The organism is Bradyrhizobium sp. Ken01, assembly GCF_055807355.1.
On record NZ_JBVVPC010000003.1, the window covers coordinates 19,187 to 37,392 of the forward strand.

At 63.6% G+C, this 18,206-nt stretch carries 14 protein-coding genes; 1 reads left to right on the forward strand and 13 read right to left on the reverse strand.

Annotated elements, in window-relative coordinates; translation table 11 throughout:
• Window positions 1-3 precede the first annotated feature (3 nt).
• The 13 genes from AC0L3S_RS04005 to AC0L3S_RS04065 all read right to left on the reverse strand — a co-directional run bounded on the left by AC0L3S_RS04005 (window position 4) and on the right by AC0L3S_RS04065 (window position 16,987).
• Window positions 4-2,907 (reverse strand): flotillin family protein, encoded by a 2,904-nt coding sequence (locus AC0L3S_RS04005; protein ID WP_473278153.1) that lies wholly within the window; start codon window positions 2,905-2,907, stop codon window positions 4-6.
• A 25-nt stretch (window positions 2,908-2,932) separates the two neighbouring features.
• Entirely contained in the window at window positions 2,933-3,766 is an 834-nt protein-coding gene (locus AC0L3S_RS04010; protein ID WP_473278154.1) for a phosphoenolpyruvate hydrolase family protein, read from the reverse strand.
• 3 nt (window positions 3,767-3,769) lie between these two features.
• The gene (locus AC0L3S_RS04015; protein ID WP_473278155.1) at window positions 3,770-5,983 is read right to left on the reverse strand and encodes a Tm-1-like ATP-binding domain-containing protein; all 2,214 of its coding nucleotides are present in this window, start codon (window positions 5,981-5,983) and stop codon (window positions 3,770-3,772) included.
• Complete coding sequence (locus AC0L3S_RS04020) at window positions 5,976-6,758, reverse strand: ABC transporter ATP-binding protein (RefSeq protein ID WP_473278156.1); 783 nt, start codon at window positions 6,756-6,758, stop codon at window positions 5,976-5,978. Before AC0L3S_RS04020 ends, AC0L3S_RS04015 begins: the two co-directional genes overlap by 8 nt.
• Window positions 6,751-7,872, reverse strand: a complete 1,122-nt coding sequence (locus AC0L3S_RS04025) for a branched-chain amino acid ABC transporter permease (protein ID WP_473278157.1) — start codon at window positions 7,870-7,872, stop codon at window positions 6,751-6,753. Before AC0L3S_RS04025 ends, AC0L3S_RS04020 begins: the two co-directional genes overlap by 8 nt.
• A 1-nt stretch (window position 7,873) precedes the next feature.
• Window positions 7,874-8,884 carry a branched-chain amino acid ABC transporter permease gene (locus tag AC0L3S_RS04030; protein ID WP_473278158.1) on the reverse strand — a complete coding sequence of 337 codons (1,011 nt, stop codon included), beginning with the start codon at window positions 8,882-8,884 and terminating at the stop codon, window positions 7,874-7,876.
• Between the two features lie 200 nt (window positions 8,885-9,084).
• Entirely contained in the window at window positions 9,085-9,912 is an 828-nt protein-coding gene (locus AC0L3S_RS04035; RefSeq protein ID WP_473258059.1) for an AraC family transcriptional regulator, read from the reverse strand.
• A gap of 130 nt (window positions 9,913-10,042) precedes the next feature.
• Window positions 10,043-11,293: an ABC transporter substrate-binding protein gene (locus AC0L3S_RS04040; protein WP_007593010.1), complete on the reverse strand. Its 1,251-nt coding sequence runs from the start codon at window positions 11,291-11,293 to the stop codon at window positions 10,043-10,045.
• Between the two features lie 331 nt (window positions 11,294-11,624).
• The gene (locus tag AC0L3S_RS04045) at window positions 11,625-12,590 is read right to left on the reverse strand and encodes an ABC transporter ATP-binding protein (protein ID WP_473278159.1); all 966 of its coding nucleotides are present in this window, start codon (window positions 12,588-12,590) and stop codon (window positions 11,625-11,627) included.
• On the reverse strand, window positions 12,587-13,561 hold the full coding sequence (locus tag AC0L3S_RS04050) for an ABC transporter ATP-binding protein (protein ID WP_473258054.1): 975 nt from the start codon (window positions 13,559-13,561) through the stop codon (window positions 12,587-12,589). The genes AC0L3S_RS04045 and AC0L3S_RS04050 overlap by 4 nt, the downstream gene beginning before the upstream one ends.
• Before the next feature lie 3 nt (window positions 13,562-13,564).
• A complete protein-coding gene (locus AC0L3S_RS04055; RefSeq protein ID WP_473278160.1) occupies window positions 13,565-14,425 on the reverse strand; it encodes an ABC transporter permease in 861 nt (286 codons plus the stop codon).
• On the reverse strand, window positions 14,422-15,366 hold the full coding sequence (locus AC0L3S_RS04060; protein WP_473258049.1) for an ABC transporter permease: 945 nt from the start codon (window positions 15,364-15,366) through the stop codon (window positions 14,422-14,424). The genes AC0L3S_RS04055 and AC0L3S_RS04060 overlap by 4 nt, the downstream gene beginning before the upstream one ends.
• 79 nt (window positions 15,367-15,445) lie before the next feature.
• A complete protein-coding gene (locus tag AC0L3S_RS04065) occupies window positions 15,446-16,987 on the reverse strand; it encodes an ABC transporter substrate-binding protein (RefSeq protein ID WP_473278161.1) in 1,542 nt (513 codons plus the stop codon).
• A 240-nt stretch (window positions 16,988-17,227) separates the two neighbouring features.
• Between AC0L3S_RS04065 and AC0L3S_RS04070 the strand changes: the two genes are divergently transcribed.
• Complete coding sequence (locus tag AC0L3S_RS04070; RefSeq protein ID WP_473278162.1) at window positions 17,228-18,184, forward strand: MurR/RpiR family transcriptional regulator; 957 nt, start codon at window positions 17,228-17,230, stop codon at window positions 18,182-18,184.
• Window positions 18,185-18,206: the final 22 nt, after the last annotated feature.

Genomic DNA, 18,206 nt, shown 5'->3' on the forward strand with positions numbered 1-18,206 from the left:
ACCTCAGCTCTTCTTCCGAGGGCTGCGCTCGGCGGGCGGCTCGCCGTCGGCCGAAGGCGAGGGCGCAGCGGCTGGCTTCTCGCCACCGCCGCCGCCCTTGCGTGCGGAGTCCTTGATGCCCTGCATGTCGCGAGCCTCCCGGATCAGGCCTGGCATCTTGGCGAGGCTGCCGCCTTCGACGCCGATGTCCGCCAGAAGCGAGTCGATCAGCGGCGCCTGGACGCGGTAGCGCAGCGCCGAGTCGATCACCTCGTCGGTCGCGCTACGGCCGCCATTGCCGCCATGGCCGTTGCCGTTGAGGCCATCGACCTGAAGGATGCGGATGCCCTCGATCTTCTCCATCGGCTTGACGCTCTCGCGGACGATGCCTTCGATGCGGTCGAGCAGCTTTCTACGGAACAGCGAGTACCGCGCCTGGTCGGTTAGCACGTTCTCGGCCTCGTTGAGCATACGCTGGGCCTCGGCCTCGACTGCAGCGCGGATCCGTTCGGCTTCCGCGGCAATTCGCGTTTCCTCGGCCTGTTTCTCGGCGATCAGGATTTCCACGGTCTTGCGACGCTTCGCGATCTCGCTCTCGCGCGCGGTGATGACGCGCTCGGTGGCTTCAGTGGCATGCACCCGCGCCTCCTCGGCCGAGGCTTTGGCCGCGGATTCTTCCAACGACTTGAGGTGGATGGCAATCGCCTTCTCCATGAGAACGGTCTCGACCTCCTTCTCGCGATTAATTTCAAGCTTGCGCAGCTCGCGCTCGCGGCCGATACGGGCCTCGTCGAGGCCGCGATCGGAGGCGATGCGGGAGCGCTCGACCTCTTCGCGCGCGGCGATTTCCGCTTCCTGGAGCGACTGGACGCGAGCGACTTCGAGCTGTTCGATCGAACGGCGGCGTTCGATCCGCGCCGCCTCCAGCGCATGCTCGCGCGAGACATCGGTGGTCTCGACCTCCTTGCGCGCGACAATCTCAGCCTGCCTGACCTGGCGGTCGGCGTCGATGCGCTCGGATTTCTTGGTCGAGAGCGCAATGACGCGGTCCTCATCCGCGATCTCGATCGCCTTCTTGTGCTCGATGTTGAGGACTTCGCGGTTCTTGGAGGACGTGATCCGCTCGACTTCGAGCGCGAGATCGACGCCGATGCGCTGGCGCTCGATGGCGTCGCGTCGCTTCAACTCGGCCGCCTCGAGCACGGCGGTGCGCTCGATCTCGAGCGCGCGTGTGTCACGCTCGGCCTGAATACGCTCGGCTGCAACGGACTTCTCCTGCGCGATCCGGGCGGCTTCGATGGCTTCGCGTGAGGCAATGTCGGCTTCCTCGACGGCGCGGTTGCGGGCGATTTCCAGGGAGCGCACGCGTTCTTGCTGGGTGATGCGGGCAGCTTCCGTGGCTTCGCGCGCCGTGACTTCTGCGACCTCGAGCGTCTGATTGCGTTCGATCTCCAACTGCCGGGTATTCTGCTCGACCGCGATGCGCTCGACGGCGAGCCTGTGCTCGCGGGCGATGCGCGCCGCCTCGACCGCGCGCTGCGCCTCAATTTCGGCTTCCTGGATGTTACGCACCTGCTGGATCTCCAGCGCGCGTGTGCGCTCGTCAGACGCGATGCGCTCGACATTGACGATCATGGTCTGGGCGATGCGGGCCTTCTCGGTCGTCTCGCGGGCAGCGATCTCGGCTTCGTCCACAGCGCGGGTCCGGTCGATCTCGCGGCGCCGGGTCTCCTCTTCGTTGGCGATGCGGGCGTCGGTCACGACGCGGTCTTGCTGGATACGCGCTTTCTCGATCGCCTCGCGGGCGGTGATCTCGGCTTCCTCGATGGTCTGCATCCGCTCGATTTCGCGCTGGCGGACCTCGCGTTCGGAAGCGATGCGGCTGGTGTCGATCGAGCGCTGGTTGGCGATCCGGGTCTTCTCTATCTCCTCGCGTGCGAGCAGCTCCTTCTCCTCGATGGTCCGGGTGCGCTCGATCTCCCGCTGGCGGGTCTCACGCTCCGAGGCGATGCGGGCTTCGGCGATTGCCTGGTCGTTGGCGATTCGTGCTTTCTCGATAGTTTCACGGGCGGAAATCTGCGCCTGCTCGGCTTCGGTCTCGCGCAGGGCCCGCTCGCGTGCGACCTCGGTGCGTTGCAGGGCCCGGCGCATCTCGATGTCACGCTCCTGTTCGAGGCGCGCCGTCTCGCTTTCGCGTTCGATCTCGAGAGCCTGCCGCTCGGCCTCCAGGTTGCGGGAGCGGATCTTGATCATCGAATCCTGCTCGATGTCGTTGCGCAGTTTTCGCTTGGCCTCGATGTCCTCCATCAGACGGGTCAGACCTTCGGCGTCGAAGCGGTTCGAGGGGTTGAAGAATTCGAGATCGGTCTGGTCGAGATCGGTGATCGCCACGGATTCCAACTCGAGTCCGTTCTGGGCAAGTGCCTCTGCCGCGTTCGCCTTGAGGCGGGCGACGTACTCACCGCGCTGCTCGTGCATCTGCTCGAGGGTCATCTCCGAGGCAACGGACCGAATGGCCGAGATGAATTTTCCGGCGAGAAGGGCGTGGAGCTGTTCGGGCTCCATGGTGCGGCGGCCGAGCGTGGCAGCCGCGATAGACACGGCTTCGCGGGTTGCCTGCACCCGGACATAGAAATCGGCCTCGATGTCGACGCGCATGCGGTCACGGGTGATCACGGCGTCCTGGCGGGAGCGAACGATGCCCATCGGCTGCACGTTCATGTTGACTGGCGTGTAGTCGTGGATGAACGGCAGCACGAAGGCGCCGCCGTTGATCACGACGCGCTCGCCGAGCAGGCCCGTCCGAACGAATGAGGTCTCCTTGGACGAGCGGTGATAGAGCCAGTTCACGATGTAGACGCCGACCACGATCACCACGACGGCGACGATCAGCCAGAGGATCAATTCACCGACCAGAGTCCCTGACATGTTTCTCTCCCTCGACCTTTCGGCGTTATCGCGCGCCGATCGCCTTGAATTTGCGAACCTGATCCGTCAGCGCCCGCTCGACCGGCAGCCGTTCCATCGAGGAGGCGCCGTAGAAGCCGTGGCAATTGCGTGTGTTCCTCATGATGAAATCGGCATCGTCCGGATCGGAGATCGGTCCGCCGTGCGCGAGCACCAGAATGTCCGGATTGACGCCGAGCGCAGCGGAGGCCCAGGTGTCGATGTGCGCTGGGCAATCCGTCAGCTTGAGTGCCGTCTGCGCGCCGATGCTGCCCCCGGTCGTCAGGCCCAAGTGACAGACGATGATATCCGCGCCCGCGATGGCCATCGCGGCGGCTTCCTTCTCGCTAAAGACGTAGGGCGTCGTCAGCAGGTCCTTCTCGCGCGCCTTTGCGATCATGTCGATCTCTAGCGCGTAGGACATGCCGGTCTCTTCGAGATTGGCGCGGAATACGCCGTCGATAAGGCCGACGGTCGGAAAGTTCTGCACACCGGCGAAGCCGAGCGCCTTCAATTGGTCCAGGAAAAGATCCATGTCGCGGAACGGATCCGTGCCGTTGACGCCTGCGAGCACTGGCGTCCTGGTCACGACGGGCAGCACTTCGCCGGCCATCTCCAGCACGATGGCGTTGGCGTCGCCGTAAGCCATCAATCCCGCGAGCGAGCCTCGGCCGGCCATGCGGTAGCGGCCGGAATTGTAGATGACGATGAGGTCGACACCGCCGGCCTCCTCGCACTTGGCCGAAAGGCCGGTGCCGGCGCCGCCGCCGACGATCGGCTCGCCGCGCCTTGCCATGTCGCGGAAGCGCTTCAACAGTGCAGCGCGTTCAAACCGGGCCATCGGTCACCTCGCTAGTCTCCGACGCGCCCCAATGCGGCCGAACAATGTTCGGAACGCGCTGACAATAATGGAGGCGAACTCGGGGTCATTGATGTTCTTGGGAACGCGGATGAGCTGACGGTTGGCGGTCTGCCGTACATTGCGCTCCAGCGTGCGGAACAGCGCCGCATCGGCGTCCGGATCCCAGAACGGCTGTCCTCGCGCGTCGAGCGCGGAGACGCCGCCCTCGGGCAGGAAGAAGCGCACCGGGCCGTCCATCCGGTTGAGCCGATCGGCGATCCAGTGCCCCATGCGCTCGTTCTCCTCCGCCGTGGTCCGCATCAAGGTAACCTGCGGGTTGTGGACGTGGAATTTCCTGCCGCGGTAGCGCTCCGGGATGGTCTCGGGGGCGCCGAAATTCACCATGTCCAGCGCGCCCGCCGAGCCGATATAAGGCACTCGGCTGCGGATGATGGCGCCAAAGCGGTCGTCGGTGGCCGGGAACACGCCACTCATCAGGAGGTCCCCGACCTCCGTGGTCGTGAGGTCGATGACGCCTGCGAGCTGCCCGGAATCGACGAGCTTCTCCATTGAGCGCCCGCCGACGCCGGTGGCGTGGAAGACCAGGCACTCGAAATCATCGCGCAGGTCGGCCGCGATCTTCTGCACCGCCGGCGTGGTCACACCGAACATGGTGATTCCGACCGACGGCAATCCGCTGTCGTCGCGATCCTTCCGTGCGTGCTGATCTAGGCGCGCCTTTACCATGCCGGCCAGCGCGTTGGCGCCGTTGGCCAGCACGGCGCGCGAGATCGAGTTGAGGCCCTGCACGTCGGCGACCGAATGCATCATGGTGATGTCCGCGGGGCCGACATAGGGCCCGACGTCGCCGGAGGCGACGGACGAGACGATGAGCTTCGGCACCCCGACAGGAAGCATCCGCATACCGGGCGCGACCAGCGACGCTGCGCCCGAGCCGCCCGCCGAAATCACGCCGGCAACATTGTTCTGGCGCCGCAACCAGCTGGCGAAGGCCTCGGCCATCGCGGTGACGGCGGCGCCGCGGTCGGGTCCGAATACCGCCGATCCGCCGCGACCATGGTTCAAGGCGATCTCCTGGGCGGAGACGTCGCTGGCCGCGTGCCTGCCGCTGGTCGAGACATCGACCAATCGCGTTCGCAGGCCGGTCCCGGCGATGATGTCGCGGATGAAGCGGAGCTCCGCGCCCTTGGTGTCGAGCGTACCGACGACGAGCACGACCGGAGGGCCCTGCGTTTGGGTGGCAACGGGTTCGCGCCGTCGCCGTGCCGTCTCGTCGAGACGCATCACCTGTGTCGAGAACGTGCGGGCGGCAGCCTCGATGCGGGCGATCGGCACAGGCTGCGACCACCGTGTCGGCGGCGTCGGGTTTGACATGTAGATGCGGATCGCGCCGCCTGGCCGCGTCTGCTGCGGAGGAGGCTTCGCTTCCGTATCCGCCGGTGGCACGTCGAGATCGAGCTCGAGTCCGGCGTGGATTCCGACACCGAGCAGGCGCTGCTGCAGTTCGCGATCGGCGGCAAGCCGCACCGAATCGATGATGCGGTTGACGCGACCGTTGACCATGATCGCGACGTTGCGCGACACGGCGGTCGCCACGCCGATATTCTGCTCGATCACGAGCACGGACATGTCGCCGTCCTCGCCGAGCCGTAGCAGCATCTCCTCCACCTGGGCCACGATGACGGGAGCGAGCCCCTCGGTGGGCTCGTCCATGATCAGAAGCCGCGGGTTGGTGAGCAACGCGCGCGAGATCGCAAGCATCTGTTGCTCGCCGCCGGAGAGCTGGCCGCCGCCGTGATCTTTGCGCTCGGCCAACCGCGGAAACGTCTTGTAGATGCGCTCGACCGTCCAGGCGCCGCGGCGCAAGCCGGCGGCAAGCTGCAGATGCTCTTCGACGCTGAGTGATCGCCACAGCCGCCGTCCCTGCGGAACGTAGCCGACGCCGAGTCGGGCTATGTGGGCAGGCGGCTGTCGAGTGATCTCATCCCCGCGGATGCGGATCGAGCCGCCGCTGACCGGCACCAGCCCCATGATGGCCTTGCATAGCGTGGTCTTGCCCATGCCGTTGCGGCCGACAACCGAGAACACGCCGGCCTCGAGCGTCAGATCCACGCCCTGCAGCGCATGCGAATGGCCATAATAGACGTCCAAGCCGCGCACTTCGAGGGCGGCGGCCGTACGGCGGACCTCATTCATGGCCGCCTCCGAGGTAAAGCTCCTGCACTTCGGGATCGGACTCGATCTCCTGCGGACGACCTTCCTTGAAGATCCGCCCGTTGTGCATCATCGTGACGCTCTCGACGACGCGCAGGGCGACGTCCATGTCGTGCTCGATGATGATGTAGCCGATATGCGCGGGCAGGGAGGTCAATATTTCGATCAGCTCGGCGCGCTCGGTCGGCGACAGTCCCGCGGCGGGTTCATCGAACAGGACGAATCGTGGCGCGCCGGCAAGCGCAAGTGCGATCTCGAGCTGGCGCTGCTGGCCATGCGCGAGCTCGGCAACGCGCTGATCCTTCACGCCCGAGAGATGGACGGCCTGCACGAGATTTTCGGCCGCGTGCATCAACGCATCGTTCTGGCCGGGGCGGAGAAACGAGAAGCGCCCACGTGAGACGCCACGGCAGGCGAGATAGACATTGTCCTGGACCGTGAGGCCGGGAAACAGCGCGGAGATCTGGTAAGTCCGGCGCAGGCCGCGGCGGATGCGCTCATAGGGCGGGAAGTGCGTGACGTCCTCGCCGAAGAAGCGGATGGTGCCACTAGAAGGTAGGAAGTCGCCGGTGATGCAGTTGAATAGCGTGGTCTTGCCGGCGCCGTTGGAGCCAAGCACGGCGCGCCGTTCGCCTGGGCGGACGGTAATGGTGATGTCGGTGAGTGCCGCGAGCGCGCCGAACAGACGCGTCACGCCGCGCAGCTCCAGCGCCGCGCCGGCGCCCACCATAGAGAGGCGTTGCGCGACGCTATCCATGGTTGGATCCTTGGTTGGATCCATGGCCAGATTCTCGACCTGGTCGTCCGCTTGAACTCGCCGCGCTGAAGCGTTGGCGGCGGCGCCAGCTCTGCCAGAGCCCGATCACGCCGTCCGAGGACCAGAACACGATCGCGAGGAAGCCGAGACCGATCAGCAGCCGAAAGCGGTTGCCGTCGAGCCCCAGCTTGACCAGGAAGTCGAGTGCGAAAGTGCGCAGCAGCACGAAGATCAGCGCGCCGATAAAGGGTCCGATGGGGCGCGTGATGCCGCCGACGACTGCGATGATGAGGATATCGATGCAGGCCCCGACGCTCACGGATCCCGGCGAAATCTGCCGGTAATTCCAGACCTGGAGTACCCCTGCCAGTGCCGCGACGAAGGACGCGAAGACGTAGGCCGCGACGCGATGCGCATTGACGTTGAAGCCGAGCGCCGCCATGCGGCGGGGATTGTCGCGGACACCTTGCAACGCGAGGCCGAACGGCGCGCGGGAGATGTAGTCGACGGCGAAGTAACACAGCGCGGCTACGGCGAGGACGATATAATAGAAAGGAATGTCGGCGCGCCAGTTGACGCCCCAGAAATGTGGCGTGGCAACAGTATTGATGCCAGTATGGCCGTTGAAAATCGCCCAGTTCTGGTTGGTGAAATAATAAAACGCCGCGCCGATCGCGAGCGTGATCATGATGGTGTAGATGCCCTCGGTGCGCACCGCCAGCGCGCCGCCGAGCGTGCCGAAGATGGTCGCGAGCGCAAGCGCCATCGGGACCGCAAGCCACCACGGCCAGCCCAGGCTGATATTGGCGTTGCCGCTGACGCCAAACACCGCGACCATATAGGCGGAGAAGCCAGCGATGGTGAGCTGCATCAGGCTGACCATGCCGCCATAGCCGGCAAGAAACATCAGACTCAGCGCCATGAGTCCGAGGATCAGCGTGGTTGCAAAGATCTCGATCAGGAAGAAGCCGTTGGCGATCAGCGGCATGATCAGGAGAATGGCCGCGACGGTCCAGGCCGCCGGATTGTCGATCTCCGGCCATCCGCGCAGTTTCGAGCGCTGTACCGCAGCGGTGGGACGAACCGTGACGCGGGCGTCGTGAGCGAGGGACATGTCAGCGCCTCGCCAACAGGCCCTGCGGCCGAATTGCCAGCACCAGAACCATGATCAGGAAGGTTACGACGATGGCGTAGGTCGGGATGTAGACCGAGCCGAGCTGTTCGGCGAGGCCAATGATGAGCGCGCCCAGCGCAGCCCCAGGAATCGAGCCCATCCCGCCGACGATCACGACGACGAGGGAGGCGAGCAGGAAGCGGATATCTTCGCCTGGCGAGAGCGATTGGAAGGTTCCGCCAACGACGCCGGCGATTCCGGCGAGGCCGGCGCCGAGCGCAAACACCACCACGAAAACGAGTTGGATCCGTACCCCGGTCGCAGCCAGGATGTCGCGATCGTCGACGCCGGCGCGGATGATCATGCCGATGCGCGTGCGGTTGAGCGCCAGCCACATCGCCACGCCGATCACGACGGAGGCGGCGAAGATCACGAGTCGAACCAGGGGATAGCGGAGATAGACCGGCTCGCCTGAGGATTTGATCGCGGTGACCAGAGGCAGCTCGACAGGTCCGATCAGCCAGTTCGGGGTCTGGATCTGATAGAAATCGCCGCCGCAGGCCCACAGCATCAGATCGGCGAACACGATCGAGAGTCCGATCGTCACCATGGTCTGGCGCAGGTCCTGGCCTTCCATGCGGCGGAAGACGAGGACCTGGAGCAGGACGCCGACCAGTGCCGTCAGGATGAAAGCGACGATGAAGCTGAGGATCCATGAGCCGGTCGCGGCGCTGATGGCATAGCCGACATAGCCGCCGAACAAATAGAGCGAGCCGTGCGCGAGGTTGACGTTGCGCATCAGGCCGAAGATTAGCGTAAAGCCGCTGGCAACGAGGAAATAGAGGCCGCCGAGCGTGATGCCGTTGAAGAGCGCGTTGAGGAAGACCCGCTTGCGGCCGAACGCATCTTCGACGCCCTGCGGCCACACCGCGAAAATCAGCCAGAGTGCTACCGCGATCACGATGATGACGATCAGTGCCCAGGCGGGATGGCGTTCGACAAAGCGGGTCATGATCGCCGCTCCGTCTTCACGTCACCCCATCTCTCACCCAGCAAGCGGGGCGGAGGGGCACGCAGACCGTTGCCGGCCGCAAGCCCTGCCATGAACGTGCGCTCCCTATCGCGCGCGATCCTCGTTTCGGGACCGCGTTTGTCGCATCCTAATGCGGCTGTAAGGGAGGCGCTTGATCGTGAGTATCTTTTCGCGTGGCCTCAGGCGCGCAAAACCTTGGCCGCACGGCGATAATCGGTCGGCGCCATGCCGACATTGGCGGCGAAGAAGCGGGTGAATCCGCTCTGCGACGAGAAACCGAGATCGAAGCCGATATCGGCGATCGGCGCTTCGCTTGCTACCAGCGCCTCCAGCGCCTGCTCCATCATCAGCGTGTTGAGATAGAGGTGTGGCGTAACGCCGGTCTGGGTGCGGAAGAGCCGGTAGAAATGCGGCCGGGACAGGCCGGATTCGCGCGCGATGGTGTCGAGCTCGATCTCGGCGCCAGGACTCTCCGACATCATCTTGATGCACTTGCGCACACGAAAATCCGTGACGGAACCGTTTGCGCGCGGATCGCGCGCGGTCGCCGCCTGTTGCCAGCTTTCGTCGTAACAGATGTCGATCAGGCCTCTCAGCTCGCCATCGAGGCTGTTGAGCGAGGGAGCGCCGCACACGAGGGCGGCTGCGTGCCTGATATGCTTGTCCAGCGCAACGGACCGCGTGAACTGGGTGCGGCCGAAGCGCAGGCGGTCGGCGCCGGGCGCATCGGGCGCAAACCACTCCGCATTGACGTAGAGCACGAAGAAAACGGCGCCGCCTTCGAGATCGGACGGCAGGAAATTATGCGGCTCCCACGGATTGACCGCGACGACGGAACCTTCGGTGAGCTCGTAGCGTCCATCGCTGACATCGATGCATGCGGAACGCCCGCCGACATGGAAGATCAAATGACCTTCGCGATGTGCGTGAATGTTGAAAGGGCGGTTCAACTGATAGACCGTCGCCCGACCAAAGCGGCCGTGGAAGACGGCGAGCGCCCGGCTCATGCCTCTCCTCCCAGAAGCTCTTGGTGTTTTTTGCTAGCGTTCAACAACCGGGGAGAGAATGCAAGGGCGCACGTGTCGCGCTTCTGGCAAATCTCTCCCCGGCCGGTCATCGTTCGCGAACGAGACTAGGTCAGTATTTCTTACATTCCGGTACTGTGCGGCTCGGCAAACCGATTTTGGCGAACACCGCGGGATCGTAGCCCAGCGTTTGGTTGACGTTCGGGATTACGTTCACAACCTTTGAGAACAGCGCGCCCTTGCCATCGTCGACAACCTCGGTAACGAAGTTAGTGCCGATCGCTTGGCGGTTGGAGTCCAGCTTGATCTTTCCATTGGGTGCGTCGAGTTCGATCTTGGCAAGGGCCTCCTTGTACTTGGCTTGATTGTTGGAGAGATCTCCATTGACCTGACGCAGCGCCAGGATCAGCGCCATGGTCGAGCCATAGTAGTTGGTAGCGAGCAGAGATGGGCTCGGGAAGCGCTTGTTGGGCGGGAAGGCGTCCTGATAGTCCTTCACGAACTTCTGCCAACTGGGGTTCTCCCAGGTGTCGGCCTGGCCGCTCGCGGCCAGCGTGCCGATCAGGGCATTCTTGGCGTTTCCCTTGGACGACAGGATGGTCTGGTCGATCATGATCGAGCCGCCCATCAGATGCGCCTTGCCGCCGGCCTGCTGGTACTGATTCAGGAAGTTGACGGCGTCGGCGCCGCCGAGGCCGAGATAGATTGCGTCGACGTCGTCGGGCAGTGCGGCGATAACCGAGGCGAAGTCCTTGGTGCCGAGCGGCACCCATTGCCGGTTGGTGACCTGTCCGCCAGCACCGCAGAACTCGAGCACGAGGCCGAACACCTGCGTATAGATGAACGAGTAGTCTTCGCCGACGGTCGCGATCTTGCGATACTTCTTTTGGTCATAAGCGTATTTGCCGAGGCCCACCTGCCACTGCGCGCCGTCCATGTTGTAGCGGAAAAAGTTCGGAGCGGGATCGACATAGGTCGTTTCCTGGGCACCCGATGCGGCGTTGATGAAGGTCAGTTCGGGATGGGTCTTTGCAAAATTTTTGACCGCGATGCCTTCGTCTCCGGACAGCGGTGACAGCAGGATCTGCACCTTGTCCTGTTCGATCAGCTTGCGCACGGCTCGTACGGCGGAGTCCGGTGTTGCGTCGGTCGAGGCGATGACAAATTCGAGTTCCTTGTCGCCGACCTTCTTGCCGAGCACGTTGAGGGCCGTCTGGAAGCCGCGGATGCCGTCCTCGCCGAGCACGGTGTAGGTGCCTTCGAGCGTCGCGGTGACGCCGACCTTGATCTTCTCCTGTGCGAAGGCGGTGCCCGAAAGTAACAGGCTGCTCAACGCGATCAGTCCTAGACTGCCTTTCAACATTGCTCTCCTCCCTGGGCGCTCTTGTCGCTGTTTTTCACCGCGCCCTGACGCGTCCGCCGCGCGGTGCGGCATTCGGGCAAGGCCAACGGTTCTTGAAATGGAGGCTAACCGAACTCGCATGCAGCGCACGTGCCGGAGCCGTACGCGGCTTAACGGGCAGTCTCATTTTGAATGTTGCGTCGCGATTAACATCGCGTTGCAACAGGCGTCCGGCTTCCTGAATTTGCATGCGCCTGGCGGTCGCGGACTGCCGCCGCGTCGATGGGATCGCTCGAAAAGAGGAGAAATCAATCAGGCGTTGCGTGATTTCGCCGCGCGCGGCACTCGCTGGTTATGCGTTGTGGCAGGCGATTGTCCTACCGACCGCACCGGCAGATCGAAGTTGTGGCACTTCGACGAGGCAGCGATCGCTGGCCATTGGACAGCGGGGCGCATATGCACAGCCGCGCGGTCGCGTGAAGAGACTTGGCGGTTCACCCATTTCGATCGCGCCCAGGATCCGCCTCGATGGATCCGGCTTCGGAATTGCTGCCACCAATGCGCGCGTATAGGGGTGGAGCGGATGATCCAGCACCGTCCGAGTCCCGGCCTGCTCCACGATCCGGCCCATATACATGACAGCAACGCGGCTGCTGATTTGTCCGATCACGCCAAGGTCGTGCGAGATGAAGAGCATCGACAGTCTCAACTGGTCACGCAGATCCATCATCAGATTGAGCACCTGCGCCTGCACCGAAACGTCGAGGGCCGAGACCGGCTCGTCGGCGACGATGATGGACGGGGTGGGAAGAATGGCGCGTGCGATTCCGACCCGCTGCCGCTGCCCGCCACTCAGCTCGTAGGGATAGCGAGCGGCGAAAGACGGGTTCAACCCGACGGCCGTCAAGGTGGCAGCTATGGCCGCGCTGCGCTCGGCGCGGCTCTTGAAGAAGCCGCTGATGTCGGCCGCCTCCGCCACCGAATCTCCAATTGCACGTCGTGGGTTGAGGGATGCGTTGGGATCCTGGAAAACCATTCGGACGCTGAGGCGCATCTCGCGGACGCCGGAGCCGCCGGCTCCGATCATTTCGGTTCCCTTCAATTTGATGTTGCCGCCGTCGGGCTGAACCAGTCCGACGAGGGTGCGGCCCAGCGTGGTCTTGCCGCAGCCGGACTCGCCGACAATCCCGAGGACCTCGCCTTCGGCCAACGACAGCGATACACCGTCCACCGCCTGCACCCGGTATTTCCGACCGGCTCGCCTGGCACTAAACGAGACCATCATGTCCCGGACGTCGAGGATGGCATTGCAGCTCATGGCAGCTCCCCGCCGGCCAGCGGAAACGCACAAAGCACCGCGTGCCCTTGGGAGGCCTCCAGGCGAGGCGGGGTCGCCACGCGGCACTCATCGCGTACCGCTGCGCAACGCAAGGCAAACACGCAGCCAGCAGCGACCGAACCTGGCAGCGGCGGCTGACCGGAAATGGTTGGCAGCCGGCGCGCGCCGGAATTTCGCGACGGCATGCAATCCATCAGTCCGCGGGTGTAATGGTGACGCGGTGCGCCGAACAGCGCATCGACTGCAGCGGTTTCCACGATCCGGCCGGCATACATGACGGCGACGCGATCGGCGAGCTGCGCAATGACTCCCATGTCATGGGTGATGAACAATATCGCCATATCCAACCGATTGCAGAGCTCGCGCAAGAGCCCGAGAATCTGAACCTGTATGGTGACATCCAGCGCGGTGGTCGGTTCATCGGCGACCAGCACCTGTGGCCTGCAGGCCAGCGCAATCGCGATCATGACCCGCTGGCGTTGTCCTCCGGACAACTGATGCGGGTACGCGGACAGCTGCATTTTGGGGTCCGGCATACGCACCAGCTCGAGCAGTTCGCGGGCACGGATGAGCGCCGCTGCGCCCGAAATCCCCTCATGTACGCGCACGGCTTCCGCGATCTGATCGCCGATCCGACGTACAGGGTTGAGTGAGGTCATCGGCTCCTGAAAGATCATTGCCATGCGGCCGTGGCCGGCTTCGACACGTTGCCAGGGCTGCAGCTGCGTTACGTCGCAGCCCTCTAACAGGACCCGCCCGGCCCGGACCCGGGGACCGGGCTGCGGCAGCAATCCCATGACCGCAAGCGAGGTCATGCTCTTTCCACAACCGGACTCGCCGACGAGGCCGAGGATCTCGCCCTTGGCCAAGCCGAAGGACACGCCCGCGACGATGTCGACCGGCGCGGTTTCCGGCCCCACTGACACCGTAAGGTCGCAAACTGTCAGCACGGCCTAACCCTTCTCACCGAAGACTTGACGGAACCGCGGATCGAGTCGATCGCGCAATGCATCGCCGACCAAGTTCAGAGAAAATGCCGTCGCCACGATCATCATGCCCGGGAAGAACAGCAGCCACGGAGCGCGGGTGATGAAGGTCCGTGATTCCGCCAGCATATTGCCCCAGCTCGGAATGTCCGGCGGGGCGCCGAGGCCCAGGAAATCGAGTGAAGCCGCGCCGAGCTGCGCGAACGCGAAGACGAAGCTGGCCTGCACGAGAAGTGGCGAGACGAGGTTCGGCAAGATGTGCCGACTGATGAGCCATGCCGCTCCGGCGCCCATGCTGCGGGACGCCTCGACATAGGTTTCCGCGCGCAAGCGCAGTGTCAGTCCGTAGACGATGCGGGTGGTCGTCGTCATGTAGCCGATCCCGATGGCCAGAATGACGGTGGCCACACTCGGGCTCAAGATGACAATCAGGCCAAGTGCGAGAAGCAGAGTCGGAAAGGCCATCAGCACGTCGACCATGCGCATCAGCAGGTGACCCAGCCGCGGGAACAGAGCGGAAAGTACGCCGGCCGGAACGCCGGTCGCGAGAGCGAAGACGACCACGCCCGAACCGATCAGAAGTGCCATGCGTGCTGAATGAATGGTACGCGACAGGGTATCCCGGCCGAATTGGTCGGTGCCGAACCAGTGGGTCACGTTCGGGGGCGTCAGGCGGATCAGGGGATCGATGGCATACGGATCGTAAGGCGACAGCCAGGGTGCGAAGACCGCGGCGAGCACGGTCGCCAGAAGGACCCCGAGTCCGGCCAGCGCGATCGGGCGGGCGATGAACGGCTTGAGCCACAAGATCACGCTGTTGCTGCTCATTGAAGTTCAACCCGCGGATCGAGCAGACGATAGCTCAGATCGACGATCAAATTGATCAGGAGATAAACCACCACGATGACCAGGATGACGCCCTGGATCACAGGGTAGTCTCGGCGAAGGATCGACTGAACGACGAGCCGGCCGATGCCGGGCAGGGCAAACACGGTTTCGGTCACCACCGCTTCGGACAGCAGCGCGGCGAAGGTGAAGCCAAATGCCGAGACGACCGCCAGGAGTGCATTGCGCCAGATGTGGCGGCGCACGACCTGCCACGGCCGGATTCCCTTTGCGCGCGCCGTGCGCACGTAGTCCTCGCGGGAGACGTCGAGCATGCTGGCGCGCGTCAGCCGCAGGATCAAAGCGGCATTCGGAGCCGCAAGCGCCAGGCTGGGGAGAACGAGATAGCGGAGATTGATGACACCGCCTTCGAAGATCGATGGATAACCGGAGCTCGGAAACCAGCCGAGCCAGGCGGCAAAGATCAGGATCAGATAGAGCCCGACCCAGAACGTGGGTATCGAGGCCATCAGCATCGCCCCACCGGACAATCCCTGATCGAGCCACGTGCCGTGCCGGACCGCCGCAATCATGCCGATCGGCACCCCGATGACCGCAACCCAGATCATCGTCATGGTGGCGAGTAAGGTGCTGGTCTCGGCGCCATCGGCAATCACCGACAGCACGGGCGCCTGGAAGAAGATCGACCGCCCGAGGTCGCCCTCGAGAACATGGCCGGCCCAAGTGAGATATTGCAGGATGATCGGTTGGTCGAGACCGAGTTGGTGTCGCAAGGCGTCGATCTGGTCGGGAGTCGCGGTATCACCGAGCAGAACGTAAATCGGGTCACCCGGCACGATATGGATGAACGCGAAGATGATGATGGACGCTGCCAGCAGCGTCACCGCCGTCGTTCCTGCGCGCTTGAATGCGTAAGACCACATGTGATTGAGCGCCTGATCAGCGGCAGCGATGCGCGCCGGCGCCGGCGCTCGACAGTCTTCGCGGCCTCATTGCCTGTCCTTACCTCGTGGACACATTCCAGAACACGGGACCGTTTGGGTTGAGCCCCTTGAGCTTGGGAGAAGCAATGTCATAGGTGTAGGCATCGCCTACTTTCATCACGGGTACCTGCTCGTAGATCAGCGACTGGATCTTGTCCCATGTCGACCTGCGCGCGGCTGGATCGGTCGTGTTGATCAACTCAGTCCTAAGCGAGCCGATCTCGGGGCTGTCCCACCAGCCGGGATAGCTCGCATTGAGGAACGTGAGCAGCAACGGATCAGGTGCGAAGGAATGGTGGGTGACAAAGATGTCCCACTGTTCCGGCTGGCCCCGCATCTTCAGAAGGGTCGCCCAATCGACGACCATCATCTGAACATTGATGCCGGCATCGGCTAGCTGGCGGGTGAAGACGGAGGCCTCGTCATAGTGTGCCTGATAGTTCGTCGAGACCAGCAGGCGGATCGGCGTCCCCGTGTAGTCCGCCTCCTTTGCGAGCTCCTTGGCCTTCTTCGGATCGTGCGCACTGTAATTGGAGACGCCTTCGGTTGAGTACCAGGGTGTGCCGTTGGGAAAGATCGATCCCTCGGCATTCCACAGGTCCTTGGGACCGAAGGCGACGCGCAGCGCCTGCGACTTGTCCAGCGCGGTCTGGATGGCGCGGCGGAGCTTGTAATTGTCCTTCAGGATTCCTTGCTTCGAGTTCATGAAGAACAGGCCGAAGATCGGCGCGTTGGTACGCTGCACCTGAACCGATGGATCTTTCCTCAGGGACTCGTACAGATCGCCGGAGATCATTTCCGCGTAGTCGTAGTCACCCGCCTGCACGCCGCTCACGCGCGTGCCGACGTCAGGCACCGGAATGAACCGGATCTTGTCGAAGCTTGCAACGCGGGCGCCGGCGAAACCGTCGCCCTTTTCCTTCACCGGCTTGTAGCCCTCGAACCTCTCCACCTCGACATAGCGGTTCGGCCGCCACTCCACGAACTTGTAAGGCCCGGTGCCGATATAGTCCTTTTGCTCGATCGGCCGGTTTCCCGCTTTGGCGGCAATGTCTTCCGGATAGATCGCAAGACCCCCATTTACGTCCGCAATGAGAGCCTTCCAGGCGCCGTTCGGCGCGGATAATTTCAGCGTGACTTCATACTTTCCGGTCGCCTCGACCGACGTAGCCGCCGCCATCAGGAGCTTGCCGCGCGCACCGAAACTGCCCCATCGCGTCATCGAGGCGACCACGTCCTTGGCGGTCATCTCCTTGCCGTTGTGGAAGAGGACACCTTCGCGGAGCTTGATGACGATGGTCCGACCGCCGTCTTCCGTGCGATCGCTCTCGGCCAGCATCGGACGCGGCGTGTAGGTCGAGTCCAGGGCATACAGGGTCTCGAAGATGTGGCGGCCGATGACCGATGCGACGTCGGCTGTCGTCAGCATGACATCGAGCGGCGGCGGTTCTCCGATTGTGGCTTCGCGCAGCAGGGTGGCGGCATTGGCCTGCGCAATCAAGAACGACGCGGTGGCCAGCCCCACGACGCTACGCATCAAGACACTTGGACCGTATCTCATGATCGCCCTCCCGCCTTGTTGGACCGCCTGCTTCCCGGTGCAGGGGATGTGCCTTTCAGCTGTTGGGCCGATGGCACGCTATTGCTTGTTTGAAAGTTACATACACAATTCGACGATTATCAAGCGAAAAATGCTATTCTTGATGAGGCATGGCGATATACGTTTGGTCGATACTGAAGGTTTCTTACGGCAGCTTCTTGCCAAGGGCGCAGGTTGATCTGACCTGGGGGAGGGCGGGCAATGGCGCGTGCAAAGCGAAATCACCCGGCGAGAGCCGTTGGTGCAGCAGTCTCGAAGCCGCCCGGCGACGACAATGTCGTGGCCGGCGACATCATCTCCCTCATCAGGCAGAGCGCTCCAAGCCTCAGCCCGTCCGAGCAACGCGTTGCCACGGTGCTGCTGGCCGATATGGAGTTTGCCGTTCACGCCAGCAATTCCGAGTTGGCTCTTCGGGCGCGCGTCAGCGAGCCGACGGTAACTCGGTTCAGTCGCTCCGTCGGTTGCCGGGGCGTCCGCGACCTCAAGGTGAGGCTGGCTCAAGCAATGGCGGTCGGGCGGATTTACGTTGAGCTTCCCCCGCATGTCGGAACCGATCTGGCGCGCCCCGCACTCTGGCGGTCGGTGTTTCAGGAAATTCGTCGTGCGATCGCCGCTGCCGAGGAAGGACTTCGCAAGGAGGACATCGAGAGGGCTGCCGAAGCTATCTCCCGCTGTTCGAAGCTTGCAGCGTTCGGGGTAGGGGGCGGTTCCACTCTTGTGGCGGCGGAGGTTCAGAACCGGTTTTTTCGTCTTGGGATTGCCGTCTCGCATGCCTCCGATCCGAGCTTGATGCGCATGATTGCCGCGACCTTCGGACGGGATGATGTCGTCGTTGCCATCTCGACCACCGGTGCAGCGAACGAGGTGATCGAAGCAGCCAGTATCGCCAAACAATACGGCGCCTTGGTCGTCGCAATTACCAAGCCGCAAAGCAGGCTGGCCTCGATCGCCGATATTGCGCTTGGCGTACACGTGCCCGAAGCGCCCGACGCGCTCAAGCCGACGGCGTCGCGCTATGCATTTCTCGCCACCATCGACCTGCTCGCAGCGTCAACTGCCTATTGCAAGCCGCTCGAAGCCCAGGCACGCATGCGGCGGATCAAATACGAGTTGCTGAAGGGGAGCGGCGGGGACGCCAAAGGGCCGCTGGGAGACTGAGCGGGCAATTAACGCACCGAGC